This is a genomic window from Dinoroseobacter shibae DFL 12 = DSM 16493, from assembly GCF_000018145.1.
GTDB lineage: Bacteria > Pseudomonadota > Alphaproteobacteria > Rhodobacterales > Rhodobacteraceae > Dinoroseobacter > Dinoroseobacter shibae.
Window position 1 is genome coordinate 220,866 of the sequence record NC_009952.1, and the last position, 23,923, is coordinate 244,788.

General features: G+C 66.8%; 26 protein-coding genes and 1 tRNA gene. 19 read left to right on the forward strand and 8 right to left on the reverse strand.

All coding sequences use genetic code 11. The features are described 5' to 3' along the window. The first annotated feature begins 57 nt into the window (after window positions 1-57). Complete coding sequence (gene tuf, locus DSHI_RS01110) at window positions 58-1,233, forward strand: elongation factor Tu (RefSeq protein WP_012176905.1); 1,176 nt, start codon at window positions 58-60, stop codon at window positions 1,231-1,233. A gap of 71 nt (window positions 1,234-1,304) precedes the next feature. Here the strand turns inward: tuf and DSHI_RS01115 are convergent, their stop codons facing one another. After that, window positions 1,305-2,180 (reverse strand): hypothetical protein, encoded by an 876-nt coding sequence (locus DSHI_RS01115; protein WP_012176906.1) that lies wholly within the window; start codon window positions 2,178-2,180, stop codon window positions 1,305-1,307. A gap of 112 nt (window positions 2,181-2,292) precedes the next feature. Here DSHI_RS01115 and DSHI_RS01120 point away from each other — a divergent pair. Then, a tRNA-Trp gene (locus DSHI_RS01120) sits at window positions 2,293-2,368 on the forward strand. 650 nt (window positions 2,369-3,018) lie between these two features. Next, complete coding sequence (locus tag DSHI_RS01125; RefSeq protein WP_012176907.1) at window positions 3,019-3,321, forward strand: hexameric tyrosine-coordinated heme protein; 303 nt, start codon at window positions 3,019-3,021, stop codon at window positions 3,319-3,321. Between the two features lie 123 nt (window positions 3,322-3,444). On the opposite strand, the gene DSHI_RS01130 is transcribed toward DSHI_RS01125, so the two are convergent. Next, a complete protein-coding gene (locus DSHI_RS01130) occupies window positions 3,445-3,762 on the reverse strand; it encodes a DUF1244 domain-containing protein (RefSeq protein WP_044028207.1) in 318 nt (105 codons plus the stop codon). 11 nt (window positions 3,763-3,773) lie between these two features. Then, on the reverse strand, window positions 3,774-4,523 hold the full coding sequence (locus DSHI_RS01135) for an N-formylglutamate amidohydrolase (RefSeq protein WP_012176909.1): 750 nt from the start codon (window positions 4,521-4,523) through the stop codon (window positions 3,774-3,776). 154 nt (window positions 4,524-4,677) lie between these two features. Here DSHI_RS01135 and pyk point away from each other — a divergent pair, with 154 nt between their 5' ends. The 9 genes from pyk to DSHI_RS01180 all read left to right on the forward strand — a co-directional run bounded on the left by pyk (window position 4,678) and on the right by DSHI_RS01180 (window position 13,345). Next, window positions 4,678-6,126: a pyruvate kinase gene (gene pyk / locus DSHI_RS01140; RefSeq protein WP_012176910.1), complete on the forward strand. Its 1,449-nt coding sequence runs from the start codon at window positions 4,678-4,680 to the stop codon at window positions 6,124-6,126. A gap of 4 nt (window positions 6,127-6,130) precedes the next feature. Further along, window positions 6,131-6,355, forward strand: coding sequence for a hypothetical protein (locus DSHI_RS01145; protein ID WP_012176911.1), 225 nt, complete (start codon window positions 6,131-6,133; stop codon window positions 6,353-6,355). Between the two features lie 346 nt (window positions 6,356-6,701). Then, window positions 6,702-6,902 carry a 50S ribosomal protein L35 gene (rpmI, locus tag DSHI_RS01150; protein WP_012176912.1) on the forward strand — a complete coding sequence of 67 codons (201 nt, stop codon included), beginning with the start codon at window positions 6,702-6,704 and terminating at the stop codon, window positions 6,900-6,902. 12 nt (window positions 6,903-6,914) lie between these two features. After that, on the forward strand, window positions 6,915-7,280 hold the full coding sequence (gene rplT / locus DSHI_RS01155) for a 50S ribosomal protein L20 (protein WP_012176913.1): 366 nt from the start codon (window positions 6,915-6,917) through the stop codon (window positions 7,278-7,280). A gap of 257 nt (window positions 7,281-7,537) precedes the next feature. After that, window positions 7,538-8,608, forward strand: coding sequence for a Hint domain-containing protein (locus DSHI_RS01160; protein WP_012176914.1), 1,071 nt, complete (start codon window positions 7,538-7,540; stop codon window positions 8,606-8,608). A gap of 155 nt (window positions 8,609-8,763) precedes the next feature. Continuing rightward, the gene (locus tag DSHI_RS01165; RefSeq protein WP_012176915.1) at window positions 8,764-10,647 is read left to right on the forward strand and encodes an SLC13 family permease; all 1,884 of its coding nucleotides are present in this window, start codon (window positions 8,764-8,766) and stop codon (window positions 10,645-10,647) included. 72 nt (window positions 10,648-10,719) lie between these two features. Beyond that, window positions 10,720-11,784: a Hint domain-containing protein gene (locus DSHI_RS01170; protein WP_012176916.1), complete on the forward strand. Its 1,065-nt coding sequence runs from the start codon at window positions 10,720-10,722 to the stop codon at window positions 11,782-11,784. Window positions 11,785-11,843: 59 nt separating this feature from the next. Further along, window positions 11,844-12,917, forward strand: a complete 1,074-nt coding sequence (gene pheS / locus DSHI_RS01175) for a phenylalanine--tRNA ligase subunit alpha (RefSeq protein ID WP_012176917.1) — start codon at window positions 11,844-11,846, stop codon at window positions 12,915-12,917. 218 nt (window positions 12,918-13,135) lie between these two features. Next, window positions 13,136-13,345: a phenylalanyl-tRNA synthetase subunit beta gene (locus DSHI_RS01180; protein ID WP_245533032.1), complete on the forward strand. Its 210-nt coding sequence runs from the start codon at window positions 13,136-13,138 to the stop codon at window positions 13,343-13,345. On the opposite strand, the gene DSHI_RS22940 is transcribed toward DSHI_RS01180, so the two are convergent. After that, window positions 13,342-13,473, reverse strand: a complete 132-nt coding sequence (locus tag DSHI_RS22940; protein WP_274582635.1) for a hypothetical protein — start codon at window positions 13,471-13,473, stop codon at window positions 13,342-13,344. The two genes, DSHI_RS01180 and DSHI_RS22940, sit on opposite strands and share 4 nt — an antisense overlap. Before the next feature lie 232 nt (window positions 13,474-13,705). On the opposite strand from DSHI_RS22940, the gene pheT reads away from it, so the two are divergent. Together pheT and DSHI_RS01190 are read left to right on the forward strand one after the other, a co-directional pair. Further along, window positions 13,706-16,102: a phenylalanine--tRNA ligase subunit beta gene (pheT, locus tag DSHI_RS01185; RefSeq protein ID WP_012176919.1), complete on the forward strand. Its 2,397-nt coding sequence runs from the start codon at window positions 13,706-13,708 to the stop codon at window positions 16,100-16,102. A 286-nt stretch (window positions 16,103-16,388) separates the two neighbouring features. Next, window positions 16,389-16,859 carry a YtoQ family protein gene (locus DSHI_RS01190; RefSeq protein ID WP_012176920.1) on the forward strand — a complete coding sequence of 157 codons (471 nt, stop codon included), beginning with the start codon at window positions 16,389-16,391 and terminating at the stop codon, window positions 16,857-16,859. A 4-nt stretch (window positions 16,860-16,863) separates the two neighbouring features. Here the strand turns inward: DSHI_RS01190 and DSHI_RS01195 are convergent, their stop codons facing one another. Continuing rightward, window positions 16,864-17,625, reverse strand: coding sequence for an aspartate dehydrogenase (locus DSHI_RS01195; RefSeq protein WP_012176921.1), 762 nt, complete (start codon window positions 17,623-17,625; stop codon window positions 16,864-16,866). Then, window positions 17,622-18,320: a glutathione S-transferase family protein gene (locus DSHI_RS01200; protein ID WP_012176922.1), complete on the reverse strand. Its 699-nt coding sequence runs from the start codon at window positions 18,318-18,320 to the stop codon at window positions 17,622-17,624. The genes DSHI_RS01195 and DSHI_RS01200 overlap by 4 nt, the downstream gene beginning before the upstream one ends. A 148-nt stretch (window positions 18,321-18,468) precedes the next feature. Here DSHI_RS01200 and mscL point away from each other — a divergent pair, with 148 nt between their 5' ends. From mscL to DSHI_RS01215, 3 genes are all read left to right on the forward strand, one after another. Next, entirely contained in the window at window positions 18,469-18,864 is a 396-nt protein-coding gene (gene mscL / locus DSHI_RS01205) for a large-conductance mechanosensitive channel protein MscL (protein WP_012176923.1), read from the forward strand. 85 nt (window positions 18,865-18,949) lie between these two features. Further along, window positions 18,950-19,927: a sterol desaturase family protein gene (locus tag DSHI_RS01210; protein WP_012176924.1), complete on the forward strand. Its 978-nt coding sequence runs from the start codon at window positions 18,950-18,952 to the stop codon at window positions 19,925-19,927. Then, window positions 19,924-21,075, forward strand: a complete 1,152-nt coding sequence (locus DSHI_RS01215) for an acyltransferase family protein (RefSeq protein WP_012176925.1) — start codon at window positions 19,924-19,926, stop codon at window positions 21,073-21,075. Before DSHI_RS01210 ends, DSHI_RS01215 begins: the two co-directional genes overlap by 4 nt. A gap of 9 nt (window positions 21,076-21,084) precedes the next feature. On the opposite strand, the gene ald is transcribed toward DSHI_RS01215, so the two are convergent. Then, window positions 21,085-22,200 (reverse strand): alanine dehydrogenase, encoded by a 1,116-nt coding sequence (ald, locus tag DSHI_RS01220; protein ID WP_012176926.1) that lies wholly within the window; start codon window positions 22,198-22,200, stop codon window positions 21,085-21,087. 140 nt (window positions 22,201-22,340) lie between these two features. Here ald and DSHI_RS01225 point away from each other — a divergent pair, with 140 nt between their 5' ends. After that, window positions 22,341-22,799 (forward strand): Lrp/AsnC family transcriptional regulator, encoded by a 459-nt coding sequence (locus tag DSHI_RS01225; RefSeq protein ID WP_044028212.1) that lies wholly within the window; start codon window positions 22,341-22,343, stop codon window positions 22,797-22,799. Window positions 22,800-22,890: 91 nt separating this feature from the next. On the opposite strand, the gene rpsU is transcribed toward DSHI_RS01225, so the two are convergent. After that, window positions 22,891-23,097, reverse strand: coding sequence for a 30S ribosomal protein S21 (gene rpsU / locus DSHI_RS01230; RefSeq protein ID WP_012176928.1), 207 nt, complete (start codon window positions 23,095-23,097; stop codon window positions 22,891-22,893). 121 nt (window positions 23,098-23,218) lie between these two features. Between rpsU and DSHI_RS01235 the strand changes: the two genes are divergently transcribed. Next, complete coding sequence (locus DSHI_RS01235; protein WP_012176929.1) at window positions 23,219-23,917, forward strand: COQ9 family protein; 699 nt, start codon at window positions 23,219-23,221, stop codon at window positions 23,915-23,917. The last annotated feature ends 6 nt before the right edge of the window (window positions 23,918-23,923 follow it).

Consider the following 23,923-nt stretch of genomic DNA (forward strand, 5'->3'; position numbering starts at 1 on the left):
GCGCGCGATTACAGCAACGGGTCCCACACGACCCCCAAAGACGAGGCGCCGTGCATCATGGCTAAGGAAAAGTTTGAGCGTTCGAAACCGCATGTGAACATCGGTACGATCGGGCATGTTGACCACGGCAAGACGACGCTGACGGCTGCGATCACGAAGCAGTTCGGCGACTTCAAGGCATATGACGAGATCGACGGCGCTCCGGAAGAGAAGGCGCGCGGGATCACGATTTCGACGGCGCATGTGGAATACGAGACCGACGCGCGCCACTACGCCCATGTGGACTGCCCCGGCCACGCCGACTACGTCAAGAACATGATCACCGGTGCGGCGCAGATGGACGGCGCGATCCTGGTGGTGAACGCCGCGGACGGGCCGATGCCGCAGACGCGCGAGCACATCCTTCTGGGCCGCCAGGTGGGCATCCCCTACATGGTCGTGTTCATGAACAAGGTCGACCAGGTCGATGACGAGGAGCTTCTGGAGCTCGTCGAGATGGAGATCCGCGAGCTGCTGAGCTCCTACGAGTATCCGGGCGACGACATCCCGATCATCGCGGGCTCGGCTCTGGCCGCGCTCGAGGGCCGTGACCCGGAGATCGGCGAGCAGAAGATCGCCGAGCTGATGAAGGCGGTGGATGACTACATCCCGACCCCGGCGCGCGCGGTGGACCAGCCCTTCCTGATGCCGATCGAGGACGTGTTCTCGATCTCCGGCCGCGGAACGGTCGTCACCGGCCGCGTCGAGCGGGGCGTGATCAACGTGGGCGATGAGATCGAGATCGTCGGCATCCGCGACACCAAGAAGACCACCTGCACGGGCGTCGAGATGTTCCGCAAGCTGCTGGACCGCGGCGAGGCGGGCGACAATATCGGCGCGCTGCTGCGCGGCGTGGACCGCGAAGGCGTGGAGCGGGGCCAGGTGCTCTGCAAGCCGGGCTCGGTGACCCCGCACACCAAGTTCGAGGCCGAGGCGTATATCCTCACGAAGGAAGAGGGCGGCCGCCACACGCCGTTCTTCGCCAACTACCGGCCGCAGTTCTACTTCCGGACCACGGACGTGACCGGGACGGTGACGCTGCCGGAGGGCACCGAGATGGTGATGCCGGGCGACAACCTGAAGTTCGGCGTCGAACTGATCGCGCCGATCGCCATGGAAGACGGCCTGCGCTTCGCCATCCGCGAAGGCGGCCGCACCGTCGGCGCAGGCGTCGTGTCGAAGATCATCGAGTAAGGCCTAGGCCCGAAGAAACGTTTAAGGGGGTGCGGTTCGCGCCCCCTTTTTCATGCGCGAAGCGTTTTCGATCAGGAACCCGGCGGCGGGGCGGGCCGCATCTTCCACGCGATCCGCTCCCCCGGGTTGGCGCGCAGGGCGGCGATGGTCCGGCGCAGACGCCGGGTCAGGTCCCAGTCCTCGGGCAAGGTTTCGCGGATCGCGCGGATATCCTCGATCAGTTCCATATCCGTGGCCTCCGCGATCCGGGCGCCCTCCAGGGCCTCGGGCGTGATCGGCGCGGTGCACAGAAACGCTACCGTGTCCCGACGGGCGAACGCCACCGGGCGCAGATGATCCCGCAGCCGCCACATCTGCGCCGGCAGCCAGGGCTGGGACCAGTGCAGGAAGTCCTGCTGGATCACCAGGGACCGGCCGGGGATCAGGTGCGGCAGGAAGGCCGCGGCGATCAGGTCGGTGGTGGTGGCGATCTTCGCGGCATCCACCGCCAGAAGCTCGATCCTGCCCCCGGGCCAGCCGAGATCCGGGATATGGCCCACGTGAAACCGTGTTTGCGCGGCCCAGGGGGCAAGAAACTCCTGCGCGAGCGGCAGGATATCGCGCCCCTCGAACGGCGGCACCCCGGCGGCATAGAGCACGTTTGCCTTGGTCTGCTCCTTGGCCGTGAACCGGTCATAGGCATGGATCACCGCCCCGTGCCCCGCGGCGGCCGCCCCCGCCGCCAGTCGCGCGGTGGATCCCCCGGCAAAAGCCCCCAGATCCACCAGCGCGCCCTCGCCGCGCGCCCAATCCCGCGCGGCCCAGTAATAGAACTGCCGCTCTTCGGGGGCGAGCATGGTGGGCACCGCGATCTCGGCCTCCGCCGCGCGCAGTGCGTCGGCCTGCCACGGGGCGTCCCGGAAGGGCGCGGGCACGGATAGGCGGGGACCGGTGGCGGGCGTCGTCATGGCGCCGATGTCCTATGACGGGCCGCAGGATGCAAGCGTCCGGCGCCCCGGCCCTTGGGAAAAAGTGCTCTTGATTTCCCCGGACAACTCTCATACCCCTCGCCTTGGCCTTAGGGGTGTAGCTCAGTTGGTAGAGCATCGGTCTCCAAAACCGAGGGTCGGGGGTTCGAGCCCCTCCGCCCCTGCCATCGGTCCAGACGTGATGTGTCGGGCGTGATGACAGACAATGGCCATCAGAAAACCATTTTTCCATAACCACGGCGTTGTCCCCTCCGCATTGCGCAGTGAGCCCGTCGCCTGGACCTGCGCCATGACGCGTATCTGTCCTGGGCCTGTCGAAGTCCCCGCCTGATCTCCGCGAGCGTCCGAAACCGAGGTGAACAAGCCCCCCGGCGATCCGGACCTGATGTCCGACCAGCAGCCGCGCTTTTTTACAGGCAAGTTTTGCGGTCGCTGATGCAACCTGAGCGCAATATCCCTCAATAAGTATTTACAATGCGCATTAAGACACCTAGACTGGAACTGCCTCTTGGAAGTCGCTGTCGTGATCGAAAAATGCCCCGCACCAACAGATCTTGCGACGCCATTGGCGGCAATAACTGCTTGGATTGACTGTCCGTTTGCCCGCCCTTGGCGTGTCCCGCAGCGCGGGAATTTCAATCCGAGCGTCAGCCCCGGTTTGCCGAAGAAACTGCTTTCAGGCGGCGTGACATCCAGACGGGCAGCCCTCAACAGGACCGCGCGGCACCGGGTCACATCCAGTCTTGGACAGGGCGTCTGGCGCGCCATTGTACGCCCCCCCCCCGGAAAACGATTTGCCACAGGAAAGGACATACCCATGAAAAATCGTATACTTGTATCCGCCTTGCTTGCGCTGGCGCTGCTCGCGCCGCCGTCACTGGCCCAGGACAGCGGTGACAGCTGGCTGCCCAGCCTCTTGACCGAGACGCCCGCGCAGGGCTTCGACCTCGCGGTGACAATGGCGCGCAAGGGGGTCACGACCACGCAGGGCGACAAGGAGGTTCTCTTTGCAGTCCGCCCGAATTACGCCAGAGACCCCCAGAGCTTGATCGATGTCTCCGGCGTCATAGCGATGTATTTTGCCACGATCGCCGAAGCAAACGACCACTGGGAGAACTGAGCGCCTCGAGGACCTGACGGCACGTTGCGTGCCGTCACGGTCTCCGTCTGACCTGCGCATCCTCGCTACCTCCGGCCCTGCGCGCCTCCCCCGGAGTATTTTCGCAAAGGGCAGGGGGGGTGGTCAGCCCTGCTTGTCGGTGACGTTTTCCTTGAAGGCGGTCTCGAACTCGGCCTGCTTTTCCGGGCTCGCGTCGGTCTGGTAGTTGGCCTTCCACTCCGCCATGGGCATGCCATAGAAAATCTCGCGCGCGTCTTCCTTGCCCAACTCGATCCCCTTCTCGGCGGCGGCTTCCTGGTACCAGCGGCTCAGGCAGTTCCGGCAGAACCCGGCGAGGTTCATCATGTCGATGTTCTGTACGTCCGTGCGGTCTTCCATCAGGTGTTTGCGCAGCGCGCGGAAGGCCGCGGCTTCGAGTTCCACCTGGGTCTGCGGGTCGATCTGGGGGGCGGTCATAAGCGGGTCTCCTCCATCTGTTGGTGCGCCGCCCGCAGGAGGTGCGCGAGGCGGACCCCCCAGGCAGCCTGGGTCTCTGGTGTGGAAATGAGGTCGTTGCGCAATTCGATCAAGACATGGGGTCGGCCGGGCTGCACCCCGTGGCGGTCCATCGTGTCGCCGGGCAGGTGCCCCGAATAGGGCAGGTTGTCCCCGATGCACAGATCCGGCTCGCCGTTCAGAACGTCGAGCAGCGGGCGCGCCAGCCGCGTATCGTCCGAATAGAGCACGCCGATATGCCAGGGCCGCGGCGCCCGGCCGCGCAATTGCCGGGTGAAGGAATGGATCGAGACCAGCATCGCCTCGGGCCGCGCGGCGAGCATGGCCGTGACCGCGTCGTGGTAAGGCCGGTGCCAGGCCTCGATCCGGCGTTGCCGTTCGGTTGCGTCCGCGTGACGGTTGCCCGGAATGATCGAGCCGTCATAGAGCCGCATCAGAAGGGTGGGGTCGTCCTCGGCCCGGTTCGGGTCGATCACCAGTCGCGAGAACGTCGCCATCACCGCCGGGGCATTCAATTCCGCCGCCAGCACGCGCGTCACCCCCTCCGCACCAGGGTCGTAAGCAATATGGCGCGCCATGTCCTCCGGTGGCAGGCCCAGGTCGCCCCCCGCCACATCGGGCGGGACCCAGTTGCGCGCATGGTCGCAAAGCAGCACCCAGTCGGAGGGCGCAGGGCCGTCGATTTCGAGAAAGGGGCAGGCGTCCATCTGTCTTCCCGTGGTCTTGTCCATTGGCCATACCGGGGATCGCGCGGGGAGGCCAGAGCAGGGCGCTTTGCTGCGACTGCAATATGCGATGGAAAGCGCCTCGGGGACGTGGTACCGCTAACAGCGAATTGAGAGAAGAGGCGGGAGAACGCGCGTGCGACGCCATAGAAACCTGAAGATCGTGGCCACTCTGGGCCCCAGTTCCAGCGATTACGACACCATCCGGGCGCTGTTCGAAGCAGGCGCCGACGTGTTCCGGCTGAACATGAGCCATGGCAGCCATGACGATGTGGCGGCCCGGCACGAGATCATCCGCCAGGTCGAAAAGGACACCGGACGGCCCATCGCGATCCTTGCGGACCTGCAGGGGCCGAAGCTGCGCGTGGGCGCGTTCGCCAACGGACCCCATCAGCTGGAGGTGGGCCAGGCGTTCCGGCTTGATCTCGACCCGGCGCCGGGCGATGCCACGCGCGTCTGCCTGCCCCACAAGGAGATTTTCGACGCCCTGGAGCCTGGCGCGCGCCTTCTGGTCAATGACGGCAAGGTGGTGCTGAAGGTCACGCGCTGCGCCGGCGATTTCGCCGAGACCGAGGTGCTCGTGGCCGGTGAGATTTCCGACCGCAAGGGCGTGAATGTGCCCGATGTGGTCCTCCCGCTCGCGGCACTGTCGGACAAGGACCGGGCGGATCTGGAATTCGTCTGCACGCTGGGCGTGGAGTGGCTCGCCCTGTCCTTCGTGCAGCGGGCCGCGGATGTGCACGAGGCCCGTGAGCTGGCCGGGAACCGGGCGGCGATCATGTCGAAGATCGAGAAGCCCGCCGCCGTGCAGGCCTACGAGGAAATCCTCGCCGCCTCCGACGGGATCATGGTCGCGCGCGGCGATCTCGGGGTCGAGTTGCCGGTGCAGAAGGTCCCGCCGATCCAGAAGCGGTTGGTTCGCGGGGCCCGGCGCGAGGCCAAGCCGGTGATCGTGGCGACCCAGATGCTCGAGAGCATGATCAGCTCCCCCATGCCCACCCGGGCAGAGGTGTCGGACGTGGCCGCGGCGATCTACGAAGGGGCGGATGCAGTGATGCTGAGCGCGGAATCCGCCGCTGGCGATTTTCCGGTCGAAGCCGTGACCACCATGAACAACGTCGCCATCGAGGTCGAAAGCGACCCGACCTATCGCCAGATCATCGAAGCCTCGCGCCCCGGCGCGCGCTCCACCGTGGCCGACGGGATCGTCTCGGCAGCCCGGGAGATCGCCGAGACCACAACGGGGATCAAGGCGATCTGTTGTTTCTCGGAATCGGGCACCACCGTGTCCAAGGTCAGCCGCGAGAAACCCCGCGTGCCCATTATCGCGCTCACCAGCCGTCTCGGTACCGCGCGCAAGCTGTGCCTGACCTGGGGCGCCCATTGCGTCATGGCGACGGAAATCTCGCGCTTCAAAATGGCCGTCGTGGCGGCGGCCCGCGCGGCCCGGACCGAGGGCTTCGCCACCGAGGCCGACCAGATCCTCGTGGTCGCGGGCGTGCCCTTCAATCAGGCGGGCAGCACCAACATCCTGCGCGTTGCGCCGTGCGAAGAGAAGCTGATCTTCTCGACCGAGCCGGGCTGATCCCTTGGAGGGGGCGCTGCCGCTGATCGGTGGGCTGATCTGCCTGGCTTTGGCAGTCACCCGCAGCCTCGTCGCGGCGATCGAGCAGCGCGCCATCTGGCCGACACTCCTGCTCGCCCCGGTGGGGCTGGGCTTGCTGGCCGTGGCCTGGCAGGCCCAACCGGACGGGCTGCAACTCGAGGATATCCCCGTTGCCGTGGTAAAGATCTATCGCACGGTGATGGACTGATCCCCCCGATAGGTAGAGAAACCGCTGCGCCGTGCCGACGACCTTCCCCGAGGGGCGGGAACCTGACGGCGCCTTTTGTGCCTGAGCACCCGAAATCGGTCTGCACCGCCCTTTGCTGCTTCGACATCCCGGCCTTCGTCGGACGAACCTGCGCCTGGGCCAAGCGCACCCGACAGGAGCTTGCGCCGCTCCCTCGGATCATCGACACCCTTTCGGCATCGCCCCGAAATGCGCCAAAGCTCTTGCCAAGCGCTCCGCTCTGTCGTACCTGCGCGTCTTCAAGCACGCGTCCGGCCTCAGTGGCATGCCGAGTCGCGGGATCAAGCGTAGACGACAGGAGACGCAAATGCCCAAGATGAAGACCAAGTCGAGCGCCAAGAAGCGCTTCAAGATGACGGCCACTGGCAAGGTCAGGGCCGGTCAGGCCGGCAAGCGCCATGGCATGATCAAACGGACGACGAAGTTCATTCGCACCGCGCGGGGCACAACGATCCTCAGCGCGCCCGATGCGAAGATCGTCAAGTCCTACATGCCCTACTCGCGCTAAGGAGACCGGAATATGTCCCGCACCAAAGGTGGAACCGTCACCCACGCCCGTCACAAGAAGGTCACCGATGCCGCCAAAGGCTATTACGGTCGCCGCAAGAATACCTTCAAGGTCGCCCGTCAGGCGGTCGACAAGGCCAACCAGTACGCCACGCGCGACCGCAAGAACCGCAAGCGCCAGTTCCGCGCCCTGTGGATCCAGCGGATCAATGCCGCCGTGCGCGCCCATGACGAGGCGCTGACATACTCGCGTTTCATCAATGGCCTGTCGCTGGCCGGGATCGAAGTGGACCGCAAGGTTCTGGCCGATCTGGCCGTGCACGAGCCCGAGGCGTTCAGCGCCATCGTGGACCAGGCCAAGGCCGCCCTGCCGGCCTGACCCGCCGCAGTCCCAAACCGATCGGGCCGCACCTTCGGGGGCGGCCTTTTTCGTGGTCCGTGCCTGCTTTGCTCGCCGCCTCGCAGAGTGGTGGCAGGCGTAATCGAATTGTCCCGAAAGGCGCGATGTTCGATCCCGCGGGTGTGCATTCCGGCCAGACCCGCCGATAATTCATTTGCCTGACTTGTCATTCCAATTTGCTTGATCGATAGATTAGCGCACTGTTAACACGACGTTAGGCATGGCAGGCGACTGATTTGGCCCGAATAAGCGAACTCCACTACTCGAATGCGTACGCTCGACGGTCAGGCGAGCCGGAATTCCTCGAAGTCGCGCTCGACCCGTCCGAAAACCCGGCGGATTTCGTCGTTTCCTTCTACCAGACCAGCGGTCAACTCGCGCTGGAGGTGCGGCTCGACGATCCCGGCGTCACTGTGACCCGCGACCCCGAAACCGGCGAAGACGTCTACGTGATCTCGGAAACCGTCTTCATAGTCCGGCTGACCGACCCGGATTCCATCGGTCCTCGTAATACCGAAGCATTCGCCCTGACGAACACGGCCACGGATACGGTGATCAACTTCTATGACATCGGCGGTGGCAGAACCGATATCGTGGCCGATGGCGGCGCAGCGGACGGGGCGGTCTCGACGAATATCCCCGTGCCCACGGGGCCCGTGGCCGCCACCTATTCCATCCAGTTCAACAAGCCCGATCCCGATACGCCCGTCTACATTCCCGTGACCCCGGGCGATAGCGGCGTCTGTTTCACTCCGGGCACCCTGATCGACACGCCCGACGGCCCGCGGATGGTGCAAGACCTGCGGCCCGGCGACCTGGTCTGGACCCGGGATGCGGGCGCGCAGCCCCTGCGCTGGGTCGGTGCTCGCACGGTTCCCGCGGCCGGTCCGCTGGCGCCCGTGGCGATCCCGGCGGGGATGTACGGGGCGACCGCGCCGCTTCTGGTGTCGCCGCAGCACCGGATGCTGCTGACAGGCTGGCAGGCCGAACTGCTCACCGGCACAGACGAGGTGCTGGTCGCGGCCCTGCACCTTGTCGATGGGGACCGGGTCGTGCGGCGCCCCGGCGGGATGGTGACCTACATCCATATCCTGTTCGACCGGCATCACCTGGTGCGAGCCAACGGCGCCTGGTCCGAAAGCTTCCACCCCGGGGCTCAGGGGCTGGAGACCATGGACGGCGCCGCCCGGGACGAACTGCTCGGCCTCTTCCCGGAGCTTCGCGAAAGCCCGGCCGCCTATGGCCCCAGCGCCCGGCGCAGCCTGCGCGCCCATGAAGCGCAGCTTCTCCGCCTCCCATCCCGCTGAGGGCCCGGCGCCCGCCTATCCTGTTGCCTTTCCGCCGCCCTTTCGGGCAGGTTGAACTACCCATGCCACAGACATGGGCGCGTGGGTCCGGGTGACGGCCCGCGCATCGCACGGCCCGCCGCAGAGAGGCCGGGTCGCGCAGACCGGGAGGACACGTGGAGGCGCTGACGCTCACCTATCCGATGATGGTCGTGCTCGGACTGCTCGGCTTCACCGTGGCGCTGTTCGTGTCCGAAGTGGTGCGGATCGATTTCGCGGCGATCCTCGTCATGGTGCTCCTGGGCCTGCTCAGCCAGCTGCCGGGTCTGCACTCACTGGCGGATGTCAGTACGCTTTTCGATGGACTCGCCTCCAACGCGGTTGTGTCGATCATCGCCGTGATGATCATCGGCGCCGGCCTCGACAAGACCGGGCTGATGAGCAAGGTCGCCGCGCTCATCCTGAAACGCGGCGGCAGTTCCGAGGCCCGGGTGGTGCCCATCGTGTCGGGCACGGTGGGCGTGATCTCGTCCTTCATGCAGAATGTCGGCGCAGCTGCGCTGTTCCTGCCCGTGGTCAGCCGGATCTCCGTGCGCACGGGCCTGCCGCTCAGCCGGTTGCTGATGCCCATGGGCTTCTGCGCGATCCTTGGCGGGACGCTGACCATGGTGGGCTCCTCGCCCCTGATCCTGCTCAACGACCTGCTGCTGGCGGCCAATCCGAGCTTGCCGCCCGACGCCCGGATGGCGCCCTACGGCCTGTTTTCGGTCACCCCGGTCGGGATCGCGCTTGTCGCTACGGGCATCCTCTATTTCATGCTCTTCGGCCGCTGGGTCCTGCCCAGTGGCCAGAAGGGCGGCGACGCCACCTCCGGCCAGTCCACCAAGGACTACCTCAAGCAGATCTACGGGCTGAAAACCGACATCTTCGAGATCACCATCCCCGAAGGCCACAGGGTCGCGGGCCAGACCTATGACGACCTGACCAAGCGGTATCATGTCTACATCATCGGGAGCGCCTATCAGGGCAAGACCTGGTTTGCGCCCGTCATCCAGACCGAGATCACACCGCCCTGCCGCCTTGCCGTGCTGGGTCGCGCGCGTGAAGTGCGCCACATGGCCGAGGACATGGGCTTCACCCTCCATGACCGGCTCGACGTCTTTGCCGAGGACTACGCCCCCACTAAGTCCGGGATCGCCGAGGTGGTGATCCCGCCGGGCTCGTCCCTGATCGGGAAATGCGCCCATGACGTCGTGTTCCGCAAGACCTATGGCGCGAGCATGCTGGCCATCCACCGGGGCGAGGAAACCCTGAGCATCGTCGAGACCGAGGATCACACTCATACCCAGATCGGCGAAGTACCCTTCCGCGCGGGCGACACGCTCGTGATCCTCACCACCTGGGAGGCCTTGACCCGGCTCAGTCGAAACAGGGATTTCGTGGTCGTGACCTCGGACTACCCGCAGGAAGAGCCGCGCCCCAAGAAGGTCGGCTGGGCGCTCTTGTTCTTCGCCATCGCGCTTGGGCTGATCCTGCTGACGGACCTGCGCCTGTCGCTCTGCCTGCTGACCGGGGCGGCGGGCATGATCCTGACCCGCGTGCTCGACATCGACGAGGCCTACAATGCCGTGAGCTGGTCGACCGTGTTCCTGCTCGCCAGCCTCATTCCCCTCGGCCAGGCGGTGCAATCCTCCGGCACCGCCGCCTGGATCGCGCAGCAGATCCTCATCCTGCTCGACGGCTGGCCGCTCTGGGCCTTGCAGGCGGGGCTCGCGGTGCTGTCCACGGTGTTCACGCTGATCATGTCCAACGTGGGCGCAACCGTGCTGCTGGTGCCGCTGGCGATCTCCATCGCCATGGCCGCGGGCGGCGATCCGGCGCTCTTTGCGCTGACCGTGGCGATCTCGACCTCGAATTCCTTCCTGATCCCCACCCACCAGGTCAACGCGCTGATCATGGGCCCGGCGGGCTACAAGGTCACCGATTTCATCAAGAGCGGCGGAATCATGACGCTCCTTTTCCTCGTGGTCTCACTGAGCGTCATGAACCTCGTCTTCTGAGCGGATGTTCGCGCTTTGTTAGGGGCTTTGGCCTATGCCCGTGCGCGATACCGTCAAGGCGAGGCCGCGCACATGGCCCGCATCAGCGAGATGCACTATTCCGACGTCTATTCGAACGCGTCCGGCGTGTCGGAGTTTCTCGAGCTCGCGCTCGACCCGTCCGAGGATCCCGCCGATTTCACCGCGAGCTTTTACAATCACGACGGCACCGCCCTGATCGAAATTCCTCTCGACCATCCGGATGTCCGCGTCAGCTTCGATGCCGACAGCGGCGAGAACGTCTATGTCATCTCTCAAGACGATTTCGTGATCCGGTTGACCGATCCCGATGGCGGCGGGACGCTCAACGCCGAGGCGGCGGCCCTGACCGATCACACCTCCGGCACGGTCCACAGCTTCTTCGACATCGGCGGGGAGACCCAGAACATCACCGCTCTGGACGGTGCGGCCCAGGGGGCGGTCTCGGTCAATGTCTGGCCCCCCACCGGCGCGGGCATGGCCACCTATTCGATCCAGTGGAACCAGCCCGACCCGACCACGCCGGTGTTCGAGCCGGTCGATCCCGGCGACACGGGCATGTGCTTCACCCCCGGCACCCGGATCGACACGCCCGATGGCCCGCGTCCGGTCGAACATTTGCGCCCCGGCGACCTTGTGCTGACCCGCGACGCGGGGGCGCAGCCACTGGTCTGGACCGGCGCGCGCCGGGTGCCCGCGGCGGGTGTGCTGGCCCCCGTGGCGATCCCGGTGGGCGTCCACGGGGCGACCGCGCCGCTGCTGGTCTCGCCCCAGCACCGGATCCTCGTGACCGGCTGGCAGGCCGAGTTGCTGACCGGCGCGGCGGAGGTGCTCGTGGCCGCCCTGCATCTGGTCGATGGCGACCGCGTGGTGCGGCGCCCGGGCGGCATGGTGACCTATGTTCACATCCTCTTTGACCGGCACCAGATCGTGCGCGCCAACGGCGCCTGGTCCGAGAGCTTTCATCCGGGCGCGCAGGGCCTCGATACCATGGCGCAGGCCTCCCGGGACGAGCTTCTGGCACTCTTTCCCGAGCTTGCCGCCGATCCCGCCGCATATGGTCCCAGCGCCCGGCCAACCCTGCGGGCCCATGAGGCGCGGCTGCTGTGCAAGCTCTGAACGGTTGCATCTTGCGCCCCGGCTCGCTACGCCCTCCGCGACGATGTGCGAGGCGTGACATGGACGATCTGAAGTCGAAATACCTGGCGGCGATTGCCGAGGCCGCGGACGAGAGCGCGCTGGAAACCCTGCGCGTGGCCGCCGTGGGCAAGAAGGGCGAGATCAGCCTCAAGATGCGTGAGCTGGGCAAGATGACCCCGGAAGAGCGCAAGACCGCCGGCCCCGCGCTCAACGCCCTGAAGGACGAGATCAACTCCGCCCTGGCCGCCAAGAAGGCCGCGCTCGCCGATGCCGCGCTGGACGAGCGGCTGCGGTCCGAATGGCTCGACGTGACCCTGCCCGGACGGCAGCGGCCCGCGGGCACATTGCACCCGATCAGCCAGGTCTCCGAAGAGGTCGCCGCGATCTTCGCCGACATGGGATTTGCCGTGGCCGAGGGGCCGCGCGTGGAGAGCGACTGGTACAATTTCGACGCGCTCAACATCCCGGGCCATCACCCCGCACGGGCCGAGATGGACACGTTCTACATGAAGCGCGCGGAGGGAGACGACCGCCCGCCCCATGTGCTGCGTACCCATACCTCGCCGGTGCAGATCCGCGCGATGCAGGAGCATGGCGCACCGATCCGCGTGATCTGCCCGGGCGGTGTCTATCGCTGCGATTACGATCAGACCCATACCCCGATGTTCCACCAGGTCGAAGGGCTGGCGATCGACCGCGACATCTCCATGGCCAACCTGAAATGGGTGCTGGAGGAGTTCGTGCGCAGCTATTTCGAGGTGGACGATGTGGAACTGCGCTTCCGCGCCTCGCATTTCCCCTTCACCGAACCCTCGGCAGAGGTCGACATCCGGTGTTCGTGGGAGGGCGGTCAGCTCAAGGTGGGCGAGGGCGACGACTGGCTCGAAATCCTCGGATCCGGCATGGTGCACCCCAAGGTGCTGGAGGCCGGCGGCATCGACCCGACCCAATGGCAGGGCTTCGCCTTCGGGATGGGCATCGACCGGATCGCCATGCTGAAATACGGCATCCCAGACCTGCGCGCCTTCTTCGACAGCGACCTGCGCTGGCTGCGCAACTACGGCTTCTCGGCGCTGGACGTGCCAACGGTGCATGCGGGGTTGAGTAGGTAGACTTCCGCACGGGCCGCAGGCCCGGGCAGCGCCCGACCGCCCCCCCGGGCGGGCGCTTTCAGCGCGACACCCGCGGTCGGTCGCTGCCCTCCGCGCCCGGTGACCGACTGTGGAAACGCGGCCTCGCGATCCAGTCTGGCAATCCGGTAGGGCGCTGTCCGGGCTGCCAGCCCGTGCAAGGCGGTTTTCCCGCCTCGCCGGTGCCCTATCTCTCCCCCATGAAAATCCGCATCGCCCTTGCTGCCCTTCTGACCCTGATCGTGGTGGCCCATATCGGCCTGTGGATGTCGGACCGGATGCCGACCGAGATGAAGCTGCGATTCACGATCATCAACGTGCTGGGCTGGTCGGTCGTCCTGCTGCCGGCCTATGGCGTCTCGCGCTGGCTCGCCGCGCGGGAGGCAGAGCGCGATCCGTCCGACCGCTAGTCCCCGACCTGCGCGGCCCCGGGTGCCGCCTCCAGCGATAATTGCGGCCCCTCGTTTCGCGTGACCGCGACCAATGTCAGCAGCGCTACGACCCCAAAGGCGGCCGCCATGAGTACCGTCTCTGCCATCACTGTTCCGTCTCGTCGCATCAGAAGTGTCTTCATCTTGCCTGCCTCGTCGTCCCGGCCCGGGGCCGGTTAATATTTCGTTAACCTGACCCGGAGCTACCCCCGTCCCATGGCGGAAATGTGGCATGACCGGGGCCGGGCGGTGGTCCGGCAAAATCTCCCGCCGCTCTTCCCCGTCCCGCGCCCTTCGGATAAGAGCAGGCCAAGCACGCAAAACCGCAGGACCGGCCCGATGAAATTCACGCTCTCCTGGCTCAAGGACCACCTTGAGACCGACGCCACCCTGGACGAGATTCTCTACGCCCTGACCGATCTCGGGCTCGAGGTCGAAGGGGTCGAGAACCCCGCCGCCAAGCTGTCGGATTTCGTGGTGGGCAAGGTGCTGCGGGCCGAAAAACACCCCGAGGCCGACCGGCTCAAGGTCTGCCAGGTCGAATACGGCGACGGCCCCGTGCAGATCATCTGCGGCGCACCCAACGCGCGGGAAGGCATCACCGTGGTCGTGGCCCGGCCCGGCGTTTACGTGCCCGGCATCGACACCACCATCGGCGTGGGCAAGATCCGCGGCATCGAGAGCCACGGCATGATGGCCTCCGAGCGCGAACTGGAGATGTCCGACGAGCATACGGGCATCATCGAACTGCCCGAGGGCGAGATCGGCCAGAGCTTCCCGGACTGGCTCGCCGTCTACGATCCTGCCCGCGTCGATCCGGTGATCGAGATCGCCATCACCCCGAACCGCCCCGACGCGCTGGGCGTGCGCGGCATTGCCCGAGATCTGGCCGCCCGCGGCCTCGGCACGATGAAGGCCCGCGACGTCGCCCCGGTGCCCGGCGCCTTCCCTTGTCCGATCACCGTCACCATCGACGACGACACAAGGGACGCGGCCCCCGTCTTCTACGGCCGCCTGATCCGCGGCGTCAAAAACGGCCCCTCGCCGGACTGGCTGCAAACCGCCCTGCGCGCCATCGGCCTGCGCCCAATCTCGACCCTGGTCGATATCACCAACTTCTTCACCTATGACCGCAACCGGCCCCTTCACGTCTTCGATGCCGACAAGGTCGCAGGTTGCCTGCGGGTCCATGCGGCCAAGGGCGGCGAGACTTTCACCGGGTTGGACGAGAAGGAATACGTGCTCGCGCCCGGCATGACGGCGATCTCCGACGACAACGGCGTCGAAAGCCTCGCGGGCATCATGGGCGGCCTGCACTCCGGCTGCACCGAGGAAACCGTCAATGTCTTTGTCGAGGCGGCCTATTTCGACCCGGTGCGCACCGCCTATACCGGCCGCGCGCTCAAGATCAATTCCGACGCGCGCTACCGGTTCGAGCGCGGGATCGACCCGGCCTGGACGCCCGAGGGGATGGAACACGCCACCCGCATGATCCTTGACCTGTGCGGCGGCGAGGCCTCCGACGTGGTGGTCGCGGGTGCGCTGCCGGATGTTGCCCGCGCCTACAAGCTCGATACCGACCGGGTCCAGAGCCTCGTGGGCATGGACATCGCCCCCGAGACCCAGCGCGCCACGCTGGAGGCGCTGGGCTTCACCCTGGAGGGCGACATGGCCCATGTGCCGAGCTGGCGCCCGGATGTGATGGGCGAGGCCGATCTCGTCGAAGAGGTCGCCCGCATCGCGTCACTCACCAAGCTCCAGGGTCGCCCCCTGCCGCGCGCGTCCACCGGCGTGCCGAAGCCAGTCGTGACCCAAGGCCAGCGGCGGCAAGCCCTGGCGCGGCGCACTGCGGCGGCGCTCGGGTACAACGAGTGCGTGACCTATTCCTTCATCGACCAGCCCACCGCGGCGCTCTTCGGCGGCGGCACCGAAGCCACCGAGCTGGAAAATCCGATCTCCTCCGAGATGAGCCATATGCGCCCCGCTCTGCTGCCCGGTCTGATGCAGGCCGCTTCCCGCAACCAGGCGCGCGGCATCATGGACCTGGCGCTCTTCGAGGTCGGCCCGGCCTTCCATGGCGGCGAGCCGGGCGAGCAGCATACGCTGATCTCCGGCCTGCTGGTCGGGCGCACCGGGCCCAAGGACGTGCGCGGCGAAAGCCGCCCCGTAGACGTGTTCGACGTCAAGGCCGATGCCGAGGCGATCCTCGCGGCCATCGGTGCCCCCGCCAAGGTGCAGATCCTGCGCGGCGCCCAAGGCTGGTGGCACCCCGGTCGGCACGGCAAGATCTGCCTTGGCCCCAAGAAGGTGCTCGGCGTATTTGGCGAGTTGCACCCGCGCGTGGTGGCGGCCATGGATCTCAAGGGACCGGTGATGGGCTTTACCCTCTGGCCCGACGAGGTGCCGATGCCGCGCAAGACCTCTGCCACCCGGCCCGCGCTGGAGGCCCGCGACCTGCAGGCAGTCGAACGCGATTTTGCCTTCGTGGTGGACGCGCAGGTGGAGGCGCTGGCGCTTACCAACGCCGCCGCCGGGGCCGACAAGACGCTGATCGAAGAGGTCCGCGTGTTCGACGAGTTCATCGGCGGCGCCTTGGGCGAGGGCAAGAAATCGCTGGCCATCACCGTGCGGCTGCAACCGACGGACGCCACCCTGACCGAGAAAGAGATCGAAGCGGTGGCTGCCCGGATCGTGGCCAAGGTCGAAAAGGCCACGGGCGGCGTGCTGCGCGGCTGAGCCCGCGCCAACCAAGCGGTTTCGAAACCGCTTGGCCCCCGGGCCCGACCCGAATGTCCAGGGCCGGGCTATGCGCCTCGTCCGACCCGGCTGCGCGCGGTGTCCCTTGCGCAAAAGTCCGGTCCAGAGCACCCCAAGCGGTTTCGAAACCGCTTGGTCGCTTGCGGCTGACCTCTCACGCAAACCCCAACGCCGACCCGGAGCGGTTGCCAGGCGCGCCGAGGGGGATACCTAACACCCCGCGCAGGGGCTATGATGCCCGCGACACCGAAAAAGGAGGGGACCCATGGGCCTGAACATCTATCTGTCCGGCGAAATTCACACCGATTGGCGCGAGCAGATCGTCGAAGGGGCCGCGGGGCTGGACGTCACGTTCAATGCGCCGGTCACCGATCACGCGGCCAGCGACGATTGCGGCGTGGCGATCCTCGGGGCCGAGCCGAACAAGTACTGGCACGACCACAAGGGCGCCATGGTCAACGCCATCCGCATCCGCAAGGGAATCGCCGACGCGGATGTGGTCGTCGTCCGCTTCGGCGAGAAGTACAAGCAATGGAACGCGGCCTTCGACGCGGGCTATGCCGCCGCGCTGGGCAAGTCGATCATCGTGCTCAATCCGCCGGAGCATCAGCACGCCCTCAAGGAGGTGCACGCCGCCGCCCTTGCCGTGGCCGAAACCCCGGCTCAGGTTGTCGAGGTGTTGCGCTACGTGCTGACGGGCGCGCTGCCCGCCGGGCAGTCTGCCGCCGCCGAGTAACCGCTCAGACCACCCACGCGGCGTCCCGGTTCCGGATCGCCCGCAACAGGCTCATTGCCGTGGTGGCCGAGGTGCCGGGCGTGTCCGAAGGGCGCGCCCGCACAGAAAACGTCATCTCCGCCGTGTCCGAGATCACGTCGTAGGCATGACCATTGCCTGCCGCGTCCGGGTCGGCCACCAACCGCGCCTCGGTCCTGTCGAACCCCGCCCCGGCCAATGCCAGCGTCGCGGCCACATTCGCGTTGTTGGGAAATCTCAGCGCCGCCTGTCGCGCCGTGCCTTCGAACAGCGTCACCGGCCCGTCCAGGGCCGACAGGTCCCGCCCGTCCGCCGCCGGGCTGCCCGCCCAGGCCGCGGGCGGCTTGACACCCGTGTAGCGAACCGCGCGCAGGCTGTCCTTCGGCAGGGCCGCCAACAGGTCCAGCCCGCCAATCGCCCCCGCCGGAATTGTCAGCTGCGCGCCATGGGCAGGCGCGGCGCGGAAGGCGGCCTCGGTCTCCGGATCCGCCAGCACGCCGACCGACGCCATCAGCACATCGATCCCCGCGGCCAGTAGGCCGGGCAGGTACGCGCGCGCCGCCCCGTGCCCCGCGGCCTCCACCACCAGGTCCGGCGCGAAGACGCGCAGCGCCGAGAGGTCCGATACCGCCATCACCCCGGGCGCCTCGGCCCCGCTGCGGGTCAGGGCGACCATCTCCGCCTGCCCGGCCATTCCCGCCGCCACCGCGCGGTTGATCGCGCCCAGTCCGATCAGGGCCAGCCTCATGCGGGCCGCGCCGGAATGTTGAGGCCTTTCTGCACCGCGGGCCGTGCCAGGAACCGGTCCAGATACGCCACGAGGTTGGGATGATCCGCCCAGCCCACCAGCTCCCGCGCGCCGTAGAAGTCCAGCGCGCGCAGCCAGGGCGCGATGGCGATATCGGCGATGGAATATTCCCCGGCGATCCAATCCCGCCCTTCCAGCGCCCCTTCGAGCACGGCCAAGAGCCGCCGCGCCTCGCTCACGTAGCGATCCCGGGGGCGCGGGTCCTCGATCGCGGCCCCGGCGAACTTCACGAAGAACCCCAACTGCCCCAGCATCGGGCCGAGCCCGCCCATCTGGAACATCAGCCATTGGGTCACGACCGCCTTCTCGGCGGCGTTGCGCCCGGCCAGCTTGCCGGTCTTCTCCGCGAGATAGAGCAGGATCGCGCCGCTTTCGAACAGGCCCAGCGGTCCCTCCGGCCCGTCGGGGTCGATGATCGCGGGGATCTTGTTGTTGGGGTTGAGTGACAGGAACGCGGGGCTTTTGACGTCCGTGTCCGACAGCGTGACGAGATGCGGCTCATAGGCGAGGCCCAGCTCCTCCAGTGCGATGGACACCTTCACCCCGTTCGGGGTGGGAAAGGAATACAGCTGGATCACGCCCGGGTTCTCGGCAGGCCAGCGAGCGGTGATCGGAAAACGGGATAGGTCGGACATCAGGGCCTCCTTCGGCAATGTTTTGCAAAGCTATGCGGTTTTGGGGCGGAAAACACCGGCGGGCCTGTTAACCTTTGCGCGCACCTTCTGTGCGTCCGTGCAAAACGCGGGGCGGGGGTGTGCGTGTTCAGTTCAAGGGAGAGCAATCATGCTCAACGAATTCAAGCAATTCATCGCAAAAGGCAATGTCATGGACATGGCCGTCGGGATCATCATCGGGGCCGCGTTCACAGCCATCGTCACCTCGCTGGTCGAGGACCTGATCAACCCGATCATCAGTCTGTTTACCGGGGGGCTCGACTTTTCCGGGCTCGGCCTGGCCCTGACCGAGGGCGAGGAGGCCGCGGTCTTCGCCTACGGAAACTTCATCATGGCGGTCATCAATTTCCTGATCATCGCCTGGGTGGTGTTCCTGCTGGTCAAGATGGTCAACCGGATCAAGGAAATGGCCGAGAACGAGCCCGAGGAAGCCCCGGCGGAGGACCCGGGCCCGACGGAAAAGGAACTGCTGATGCAGATCCGCGATTCCCTGGCCAAGTCCTGAGCGGGCGGGGCCGGCCATGAAATCGCCCCGGGAATAACAAACTGGAAAGCTATGCCATGGCACGGTCGGTGAAAGGACGCGTGCCATGGACCTGCTTTCGAACTACCTGCGCGATCTGGGCGCGGTGCCCTTCAACATGAACCTGCGCATCTCGCTGGTCTACCTGCTGTGCACTGTGGTGCTGGCGGGCGCGATCTGGATCTGGCGGGGGCGGCCCACGGGCTTCCTGTCCTGGCTGCTGCCGGCGTCGGTCTACCGGCATCGCTCCAACCTGCTCGATATCAAGCTCTTTCTGACCAATCGGCTGGTGGATGCCTCGGGGCTGGCGGGGGCGGTGTTCTTCCCGCCCCTGGTGGCGATCGGGCTGATCGGTCTGTGGGCGGATGTCGCGGGCTACAACCCGCCCCCCGAAACCTGGGGCCGGACCTTGCTGGCGACGATCATCATCGTGATGGCCTCGGATTTCTGCAAATACTGGGCCCATCGGTGGCACCATGAATGGAAGGTGCTCTGGCCATTTCACGCGGTGCACCACTCGGCCGATGTGCTGACGCCGCTCACGGTGATGCGCGCCCACCCGGTGGAGACGCTGCTGCGCAACCTGCTGATCACCGTGGTTGTGGGCGTGGTGCAGGCGGTGGTGCTGATCCTCGTGCTGGGTCAGATCGATTTCGTCACCATCGGCGGGGCGAACGCGCTCTACGTGCTTTTCAACGCGCTCGGCGCCAACCTGCGCCACAGCCATATCTGGCTGAGCTACGGTGCGGTGCTGGAGCATGTGTTCATCTCCCCCGCCCAGCACCAGGTGCACCATTCGGTCGCGGTCGAGCATCATGACAAGAACTACGGCTCGATCTTCGCCCTTTGGGATTGGGCCTTCGGCACGCTCTACATCCCGCCCCGGCAGGAAGCGTTGACCTTCGGCATTTCCGACGCCGCGGGCAAACGGATCGCGCAACCCCATGAAACCCTGGGCGCAGCCCTGCTCACCCCCTTCGCCGAAAGCATCGCGGCCGCCCGCACCGGGGAGGACGCCGCAGCGCCGGAGTTGCGCAAGCCATGAGCGGCGCGCGCCCCATGTCGCCGGGCTTCTCGCTCTGGCTCGATGTGCTGCGGGCGGGCGCGGCGCTGACGGTGCTCTTCGGGCACATGGCCCATACCCGTTTCACCCGGGGCGACTACGAGGTGCTGCGCGACTGGAACCTGGCCAGCGACGCGGTGGTGGTGTTTTTCGTGCTGTCGGGCGTGGTGATCGCCTATGCAGCGGAACGCGACGGCACCCTCGGCCGCTTCGCCTTTCACCGGCTGACCCGGGTGCTGTCGGTGGTGGCCCCCGCGCTCGTGCTGACCCTGCTGTTCGACGCCATCGGCCAACGGCTCGACCTGCGCGCCTACCAGCCCCCGTTCTTCGAGGCCCTGCCGGTGGCCGAGATGCTCTGGCGCGGGCTCAGCTTCAGCAACGAATGGCAGGGGCTGTCGGACCGGGTGCGCCTGGGCTCCAACGGGCCGCTCTGGTCGCTGAGCTACGAGGTCGCCTTCTACGCCCTCTTCGCCATCGCCTTCTATCTGCGCGGGTTCTTGCGCTGGGTGCTCCTCGCGCTGGGCGCGCTCCTCGCGGGGTTGCCGATCCTGGCACTCATGCCCTGCTGGCTTCTGGGCGTCGCGCTCTGGCACCATATCCAACGCGCCCTGGCGCTGCCCCGGTCCCGCGCCTGGGCCCTCGCCCTCGGCGGCCCTGTCACCCTCGTTGCGCTCAAGGCCGCAGGTCTGGCCCCGTTTCTCAGCGCGCTCACCGCCGCGGCGGTCGCCCCCGCCAGTCACCACGCCCTGCTCGGCTATTCCGACGAGGTGCTGTGGAACACGTTGCTCGCGCTCTGCGTCGCCGCCCACCTGCGCGGGGTCCATGCCCTCTGCGTCGGCCGCACCGCACCGCACCGGGGCCGCCCCGCTCGCGCCGTGCGCTGGATCGCGCAGGGCAGCTTTTCGCTCTATGTCCTCCACTACCCGGTACTGCACCTGCTGGATGCGGGCCTGCCCGAGGCGCTGCCGGGCTACGATTTGTGGCTGCTGGCCCTGACGCTCTTGGCCTGCTTCGCCTTCGCCGCTCTGTTCGAGCGTCGCCTGCCGCAGCAGCGCGCCCGCCTGCGGCAGCTCTGGTGCAGATTGCACAAGCCTCGCTCGGATCGCCCGGAACGCGCCTTGTCGGGATAACCCCGCGGCTCAGGCCGCCAGCAGGTCGGCCTCGGTCACCGGCAGACCCAGCGCCTCGCCCACCGCCCGGTAGGTCAGCTTGCCCGCGTGCACGTTCAGCCCCGCGCGCAGATGCGGGTCCGCCCTTACAGCCGCGCGCCAGCCCTGATCCGCGATCTGCAGCATGTAGGGCAGGGTCGCATTGCCCAGCGCGATGGTCGAAGTCCGTGCCACCGCGCCGGGCATATTCGCCACGCAGTAATGCAGGATGCCGTCCACCTCGTAGATCGGGTCCCGGTGCGTCGTCGCCCGCGAGGTCTCGAAACACCCGCCCTGATCGATGGCCACGTCCACGATCGCGGCACCCGGCTTCATGTCCGCCAATTGCGCGCGGCTCACCAGCTTGGGCGCCGCAGCCCCGGGGATCAGCACCGCGCCGATCACCATGTCCGCCTGCGCCACCAACTCCGCCGTCGCGGCGCGCGAGGCATAGCGGTTCGCGAACCGCCCTCCGAACACGTCGTCGAGATATCGCAGCCGCGACAGCGAGCGGTCCAGGACCGTGACCTTCGCGCCCATGCCCGCGGCGACCCGGGCCGCATGGGTGCCGACCACGCCGCCGCCGATCACCACAACCTCCGCCGCGCCGACCCCGGGCACACCGCCCAGCAGCACACCGCGCCCGCCATTGGCCTTCTGCAGGGTCCAGGCGCCCATCTGCGGTGCCAGCCGCCCGGCCACTTCGGACATCGGCGCCAGCAGCGGCAGCGTGCCATCGGGCGCCGTCACGGTCTCATAGGCGATCGCGGTCACACCCGAGGCCAGCAACTCGCGCGTCTGCGCCGGGTCCGGGGCCAGATGCAGATAGGTGAACAGCACCTGATCCTCGCGCAGCATCGCGCGCTCCACCGCCTGGGGCTCCTTAACCTTCACGACCATGTCGGCCTTGGCGAAGACCTCCTCGGCGGTGTCCACGATCCGCGCCCCGGCGGCGATGTAGTCGGCATCCTCGAACCCCGAGCCGACACCAGCGCCCGCCTGCACCAGCACCGCGTGGCCATGGGCGACGGCCTCGGCCGCGGCAGCGGGGGTGAGCCCGACACGGAATTCCTGGGGCTTGATCTCTGTCGGGCAACCGATGCGCATGAAAACCTCCCTGCATGAACTTTATGCTCTGAAATTGCCACGAACGGCGCTCAAGTGCTTTGAAAAGCCCTGTGCGGGATGGCCATGAGATGCTAAAATCTTGCATAAATGATTTTAAAACAGGAAAATCTTGCGTCATGATCGCCTTGGACGACACGGATCACCGTCTGCTCTCGGCCCTTCAGAGGGCCGGGCGCCTGTCCAACGCCGAGTTGTCGGAGCGTGTGCACCTGTCGCCTTCGGCCTGCCACCGCCGCGTCGCCCGGATGGAGGCGGCAGGCGTCATCAAGGACTACGTCGCCCTCGTCGACCCGCGCGCCGTGGACCGCAAGACCACCGTCTTCGTCGAGGTCACCTTGTCCGGCCAGGCCGACGAGGTGCTCGTGGCCTTCGAGGCGGCCGTCGCACAGGTGCCCGAAGTGCTCGAATGCCACCTGATGGCGGGATCGGCGGATTACCTGCTCAAGGTCGTGGCCCAGGATACTGAGGCGTTCGCCGCCCTCCACCGGCGCCACCTGGCCACCCTGCCGGGGGTCGCGCAGATCCAGTCGAGCTTCGCCTTGCGGACCGTGTTCAAGACCACCGCCCTGCCGCTTTGACGCGAACCGTGCGCCGCGAAACAACAAACCCCCGGGCAAAGCCACGGGGGTCGTCGTTTCGAACAGCAAAGATGTTCGGGCGCGGTGGGGCCTAGAGCCCGCCTTCGCGCTGGGCTTTCTTGCGTGCGAGTTTACGGGCACGGCGAATGGCTTCTGCCTTCTCGCGTGCTTTCTTCTCGGAGGGCTTCTCGTAATGCTGCTTGAGCTTCATTTCCCGAAACACGCCCTCGCGCTGGAGCTTCTTCTTCAGAGCCCTCAGTGCCTGGTCGACATTGTTGTCGCGTACGCTGACCTGCATGTGGTTGTCACCACCTTCCTAAGTTTGTGTTGCGTCAGATTGCAGGAGGTGGCCGTATAGCAAGGGACGCCCTAGTTGTCCAGCAACGTTGATTGCCTGTCAGTCCTGAATAGGAGCTCCCATGGAAGACACCCGTTCGACCCCGGAATTGCGCGCAGCACTGCTGGATGCCGCCCTGATTCACGTGGCCTTCGATGGTTGGTCCCAGGCCACGTTCGCGGCGGCCTGCACCGATGCCGATATCGACCCCGCACTGGCCAAGAGCCTGTTTCCCCGCGGCGCGGTGGATCTGGCTCTGGCCTTCCACGCGCGCGGCGATGCCGAGATGGTTGCCCGCATCAAGCGTGAACCGCTGGACGGTCTGCGTTTCCGCGACCGGATCGCGGCGGCGGTGCGGTACCGGCTAGAGGCGGTGGAGGACAAGGAAGCCGTTCGCCGCGCAACGACGCTCTTTGCGCTGCCGGTCTATGCCGGGGACGGGGCCAAGGCGGTCTGGGGCACCTGCGATCTGATCTGGGAGACGCTCGGCGACCGGTCGGACGATTTCAACTGGTACTCCAAGCGCGCGACCCTGTCGGGGGTCTACAGCGCGACGGTGCTCTACTGGCTGGGCGACACGTCGGAGGATCACGCAGCGACCTGGGCCTTCCTGGACCGCCGGATTGACGATGTGATGAAAATCGAAGAGGTCAAAGGCGCGGTGAACAAGAACCCGCTGCTGCGCGGGCTGATGACCGGCCCGAACTGGGTGCTGAGCCAGATCAAGCCGCCCTCGAAACTGCCCCGGGCGGACCTTCCGGGGTCCTACCGGCCGAAATAGGACTTC

Bases quoted from the DNA above. Each gene is read 5' to 3' on its own strand.
- tuf (WP_012176905.1), top strand. From the start codon at position 58: ATGGCTAAGGAAAAGTTTGAGCGTTCGAAACCGCATGTGAACATCGGT.
- DSHI_RS01115 (WP_012176906.1), bottom strand. From the start codon at position 2,180: ATGACGACGCCCGCCACCGGTCCCCGCCTATCCGTGCCCGCGCCCTTC.
- DSHI_RS01125 (WP_012176907.1), top strand. From the start codon at position 3,019: ATGAAAAATCGTATACTTGTATCCGCCTTGCTTGCGCTGGCGCTGCTC.
- DSHI_RS01135 (WP_012176909.1), bottom strand. From the start codon at position 4,523: ATGGACGCCTGCCCCTTTCTCGAAATCGACGGCCCTGCGCCCTCCGAC.
- rpmI (WP_012176912.1), top strand. From the start codon at position 6,702: ATGCCCAAGATGAAGACCAAGTCGAGCGCCAAGAAGCGCTTCAAGATG.
- rplT (WP_012176913.1), top strand. From the start codon at position 6,915: ATGTCCCGCACCAAAGGTGGAACCGTCACCCACGCCCGTCACAAGAAG.
- DSHI_RS01170 (WP_012176916.1), top strand. From the start codon at position 10,720: ATGGCCCGCATCAGCGAGATGCACTATTCCGACGTCTATTCGAACGCG.
- pheS (WP_012176917.1), top strand. From the start codon at position 11,844: ATGGACGATCTGAAGTCGAAATACCTGGCGGCGATTGCCGAGGCCGCG.
- DSHI_RS01180 (WP_245533032.1), top strand. From the start codon at position 13,136: ATGAAAATCCGCATCGCCCTTGCTGCCCTTCTGACCCTGATCGTGGTG.
- DSHI_RS22940 (WP_274582635.1), bottom strand. From the start codon at position 13,473: ATGGCAGAGACGGTACTCATGGCGGCCGCCTTTGGGGTCGTAGCGCTG.
- pheT (WP_012176919.1), top strand. From the start codon at position 13,706: ATGAAATTCACGCTCTCCTGGCTCAAGGACCACCTTGAGACCGACGCC.
- DSHI_RS01190 (WP_012176920.1), top strand. From the start codon at position 16,389: ATGGGCCTGAACATCTATCTGTCCGGCGAAATTCACACCGATTGGCGC.
- DSHI_RS01195 (WP_012176921.1), bottom strand. From the start codon at position 17,625: ATGAGGCTGGCCCTGATCGGACTGGGCGCGATCAACCGCGCGGTGGCG.
- DSHI_RS01200 (WP_012176922.1), bottom strand. From the start codon at position 18,320: ATGTCCGACCTATCCCGTTTTCCGATCACCGCTCGCTGGCCTGCCGAG.
- mscL (WP_012176923.1), top strand. From the start codon at position 18,469: ATGCTCAACGAATTCAAGCAATTCATCGCAAAAGGCAATGTCATGGAC.
- DSHI_RS01210 (WP_012176924.1), top strand. From the start codon at position 18,950: ATGGACCTGCTTTCGAACTACCTGCGCGATCTGGGCGCGGTGCCCTTC.
- DSHI_RS01215 (WP_012176925.1), top strand. From the start codon at position 19,924: ATGAGCGGCGCGCGCCCCATGTCGCCGGGCTTCTCGCTCTGGCTCGAT.
- ald (WP_012176926.1), bottom strand. From the start codon at position 22,200: ATGCGCATCGGTTGCCCGACAGAGATCAAGCCCCAGGAATTCCGTGTC.
- rpsU (WP_012176928.1), bottom strand. From the start codon at position 23,097: ATGCAGGTCAGCGTACGCGACAACAATGTCGACCAGGCACTGAGGGCT.
- DSHI_RS01235 (WP_012176929.1), top strand. From the start codon at position 23,219: ATGGAAGACACCCGTTCGACCCCGGAATTGCGCGCAGCACTGCTGGAT.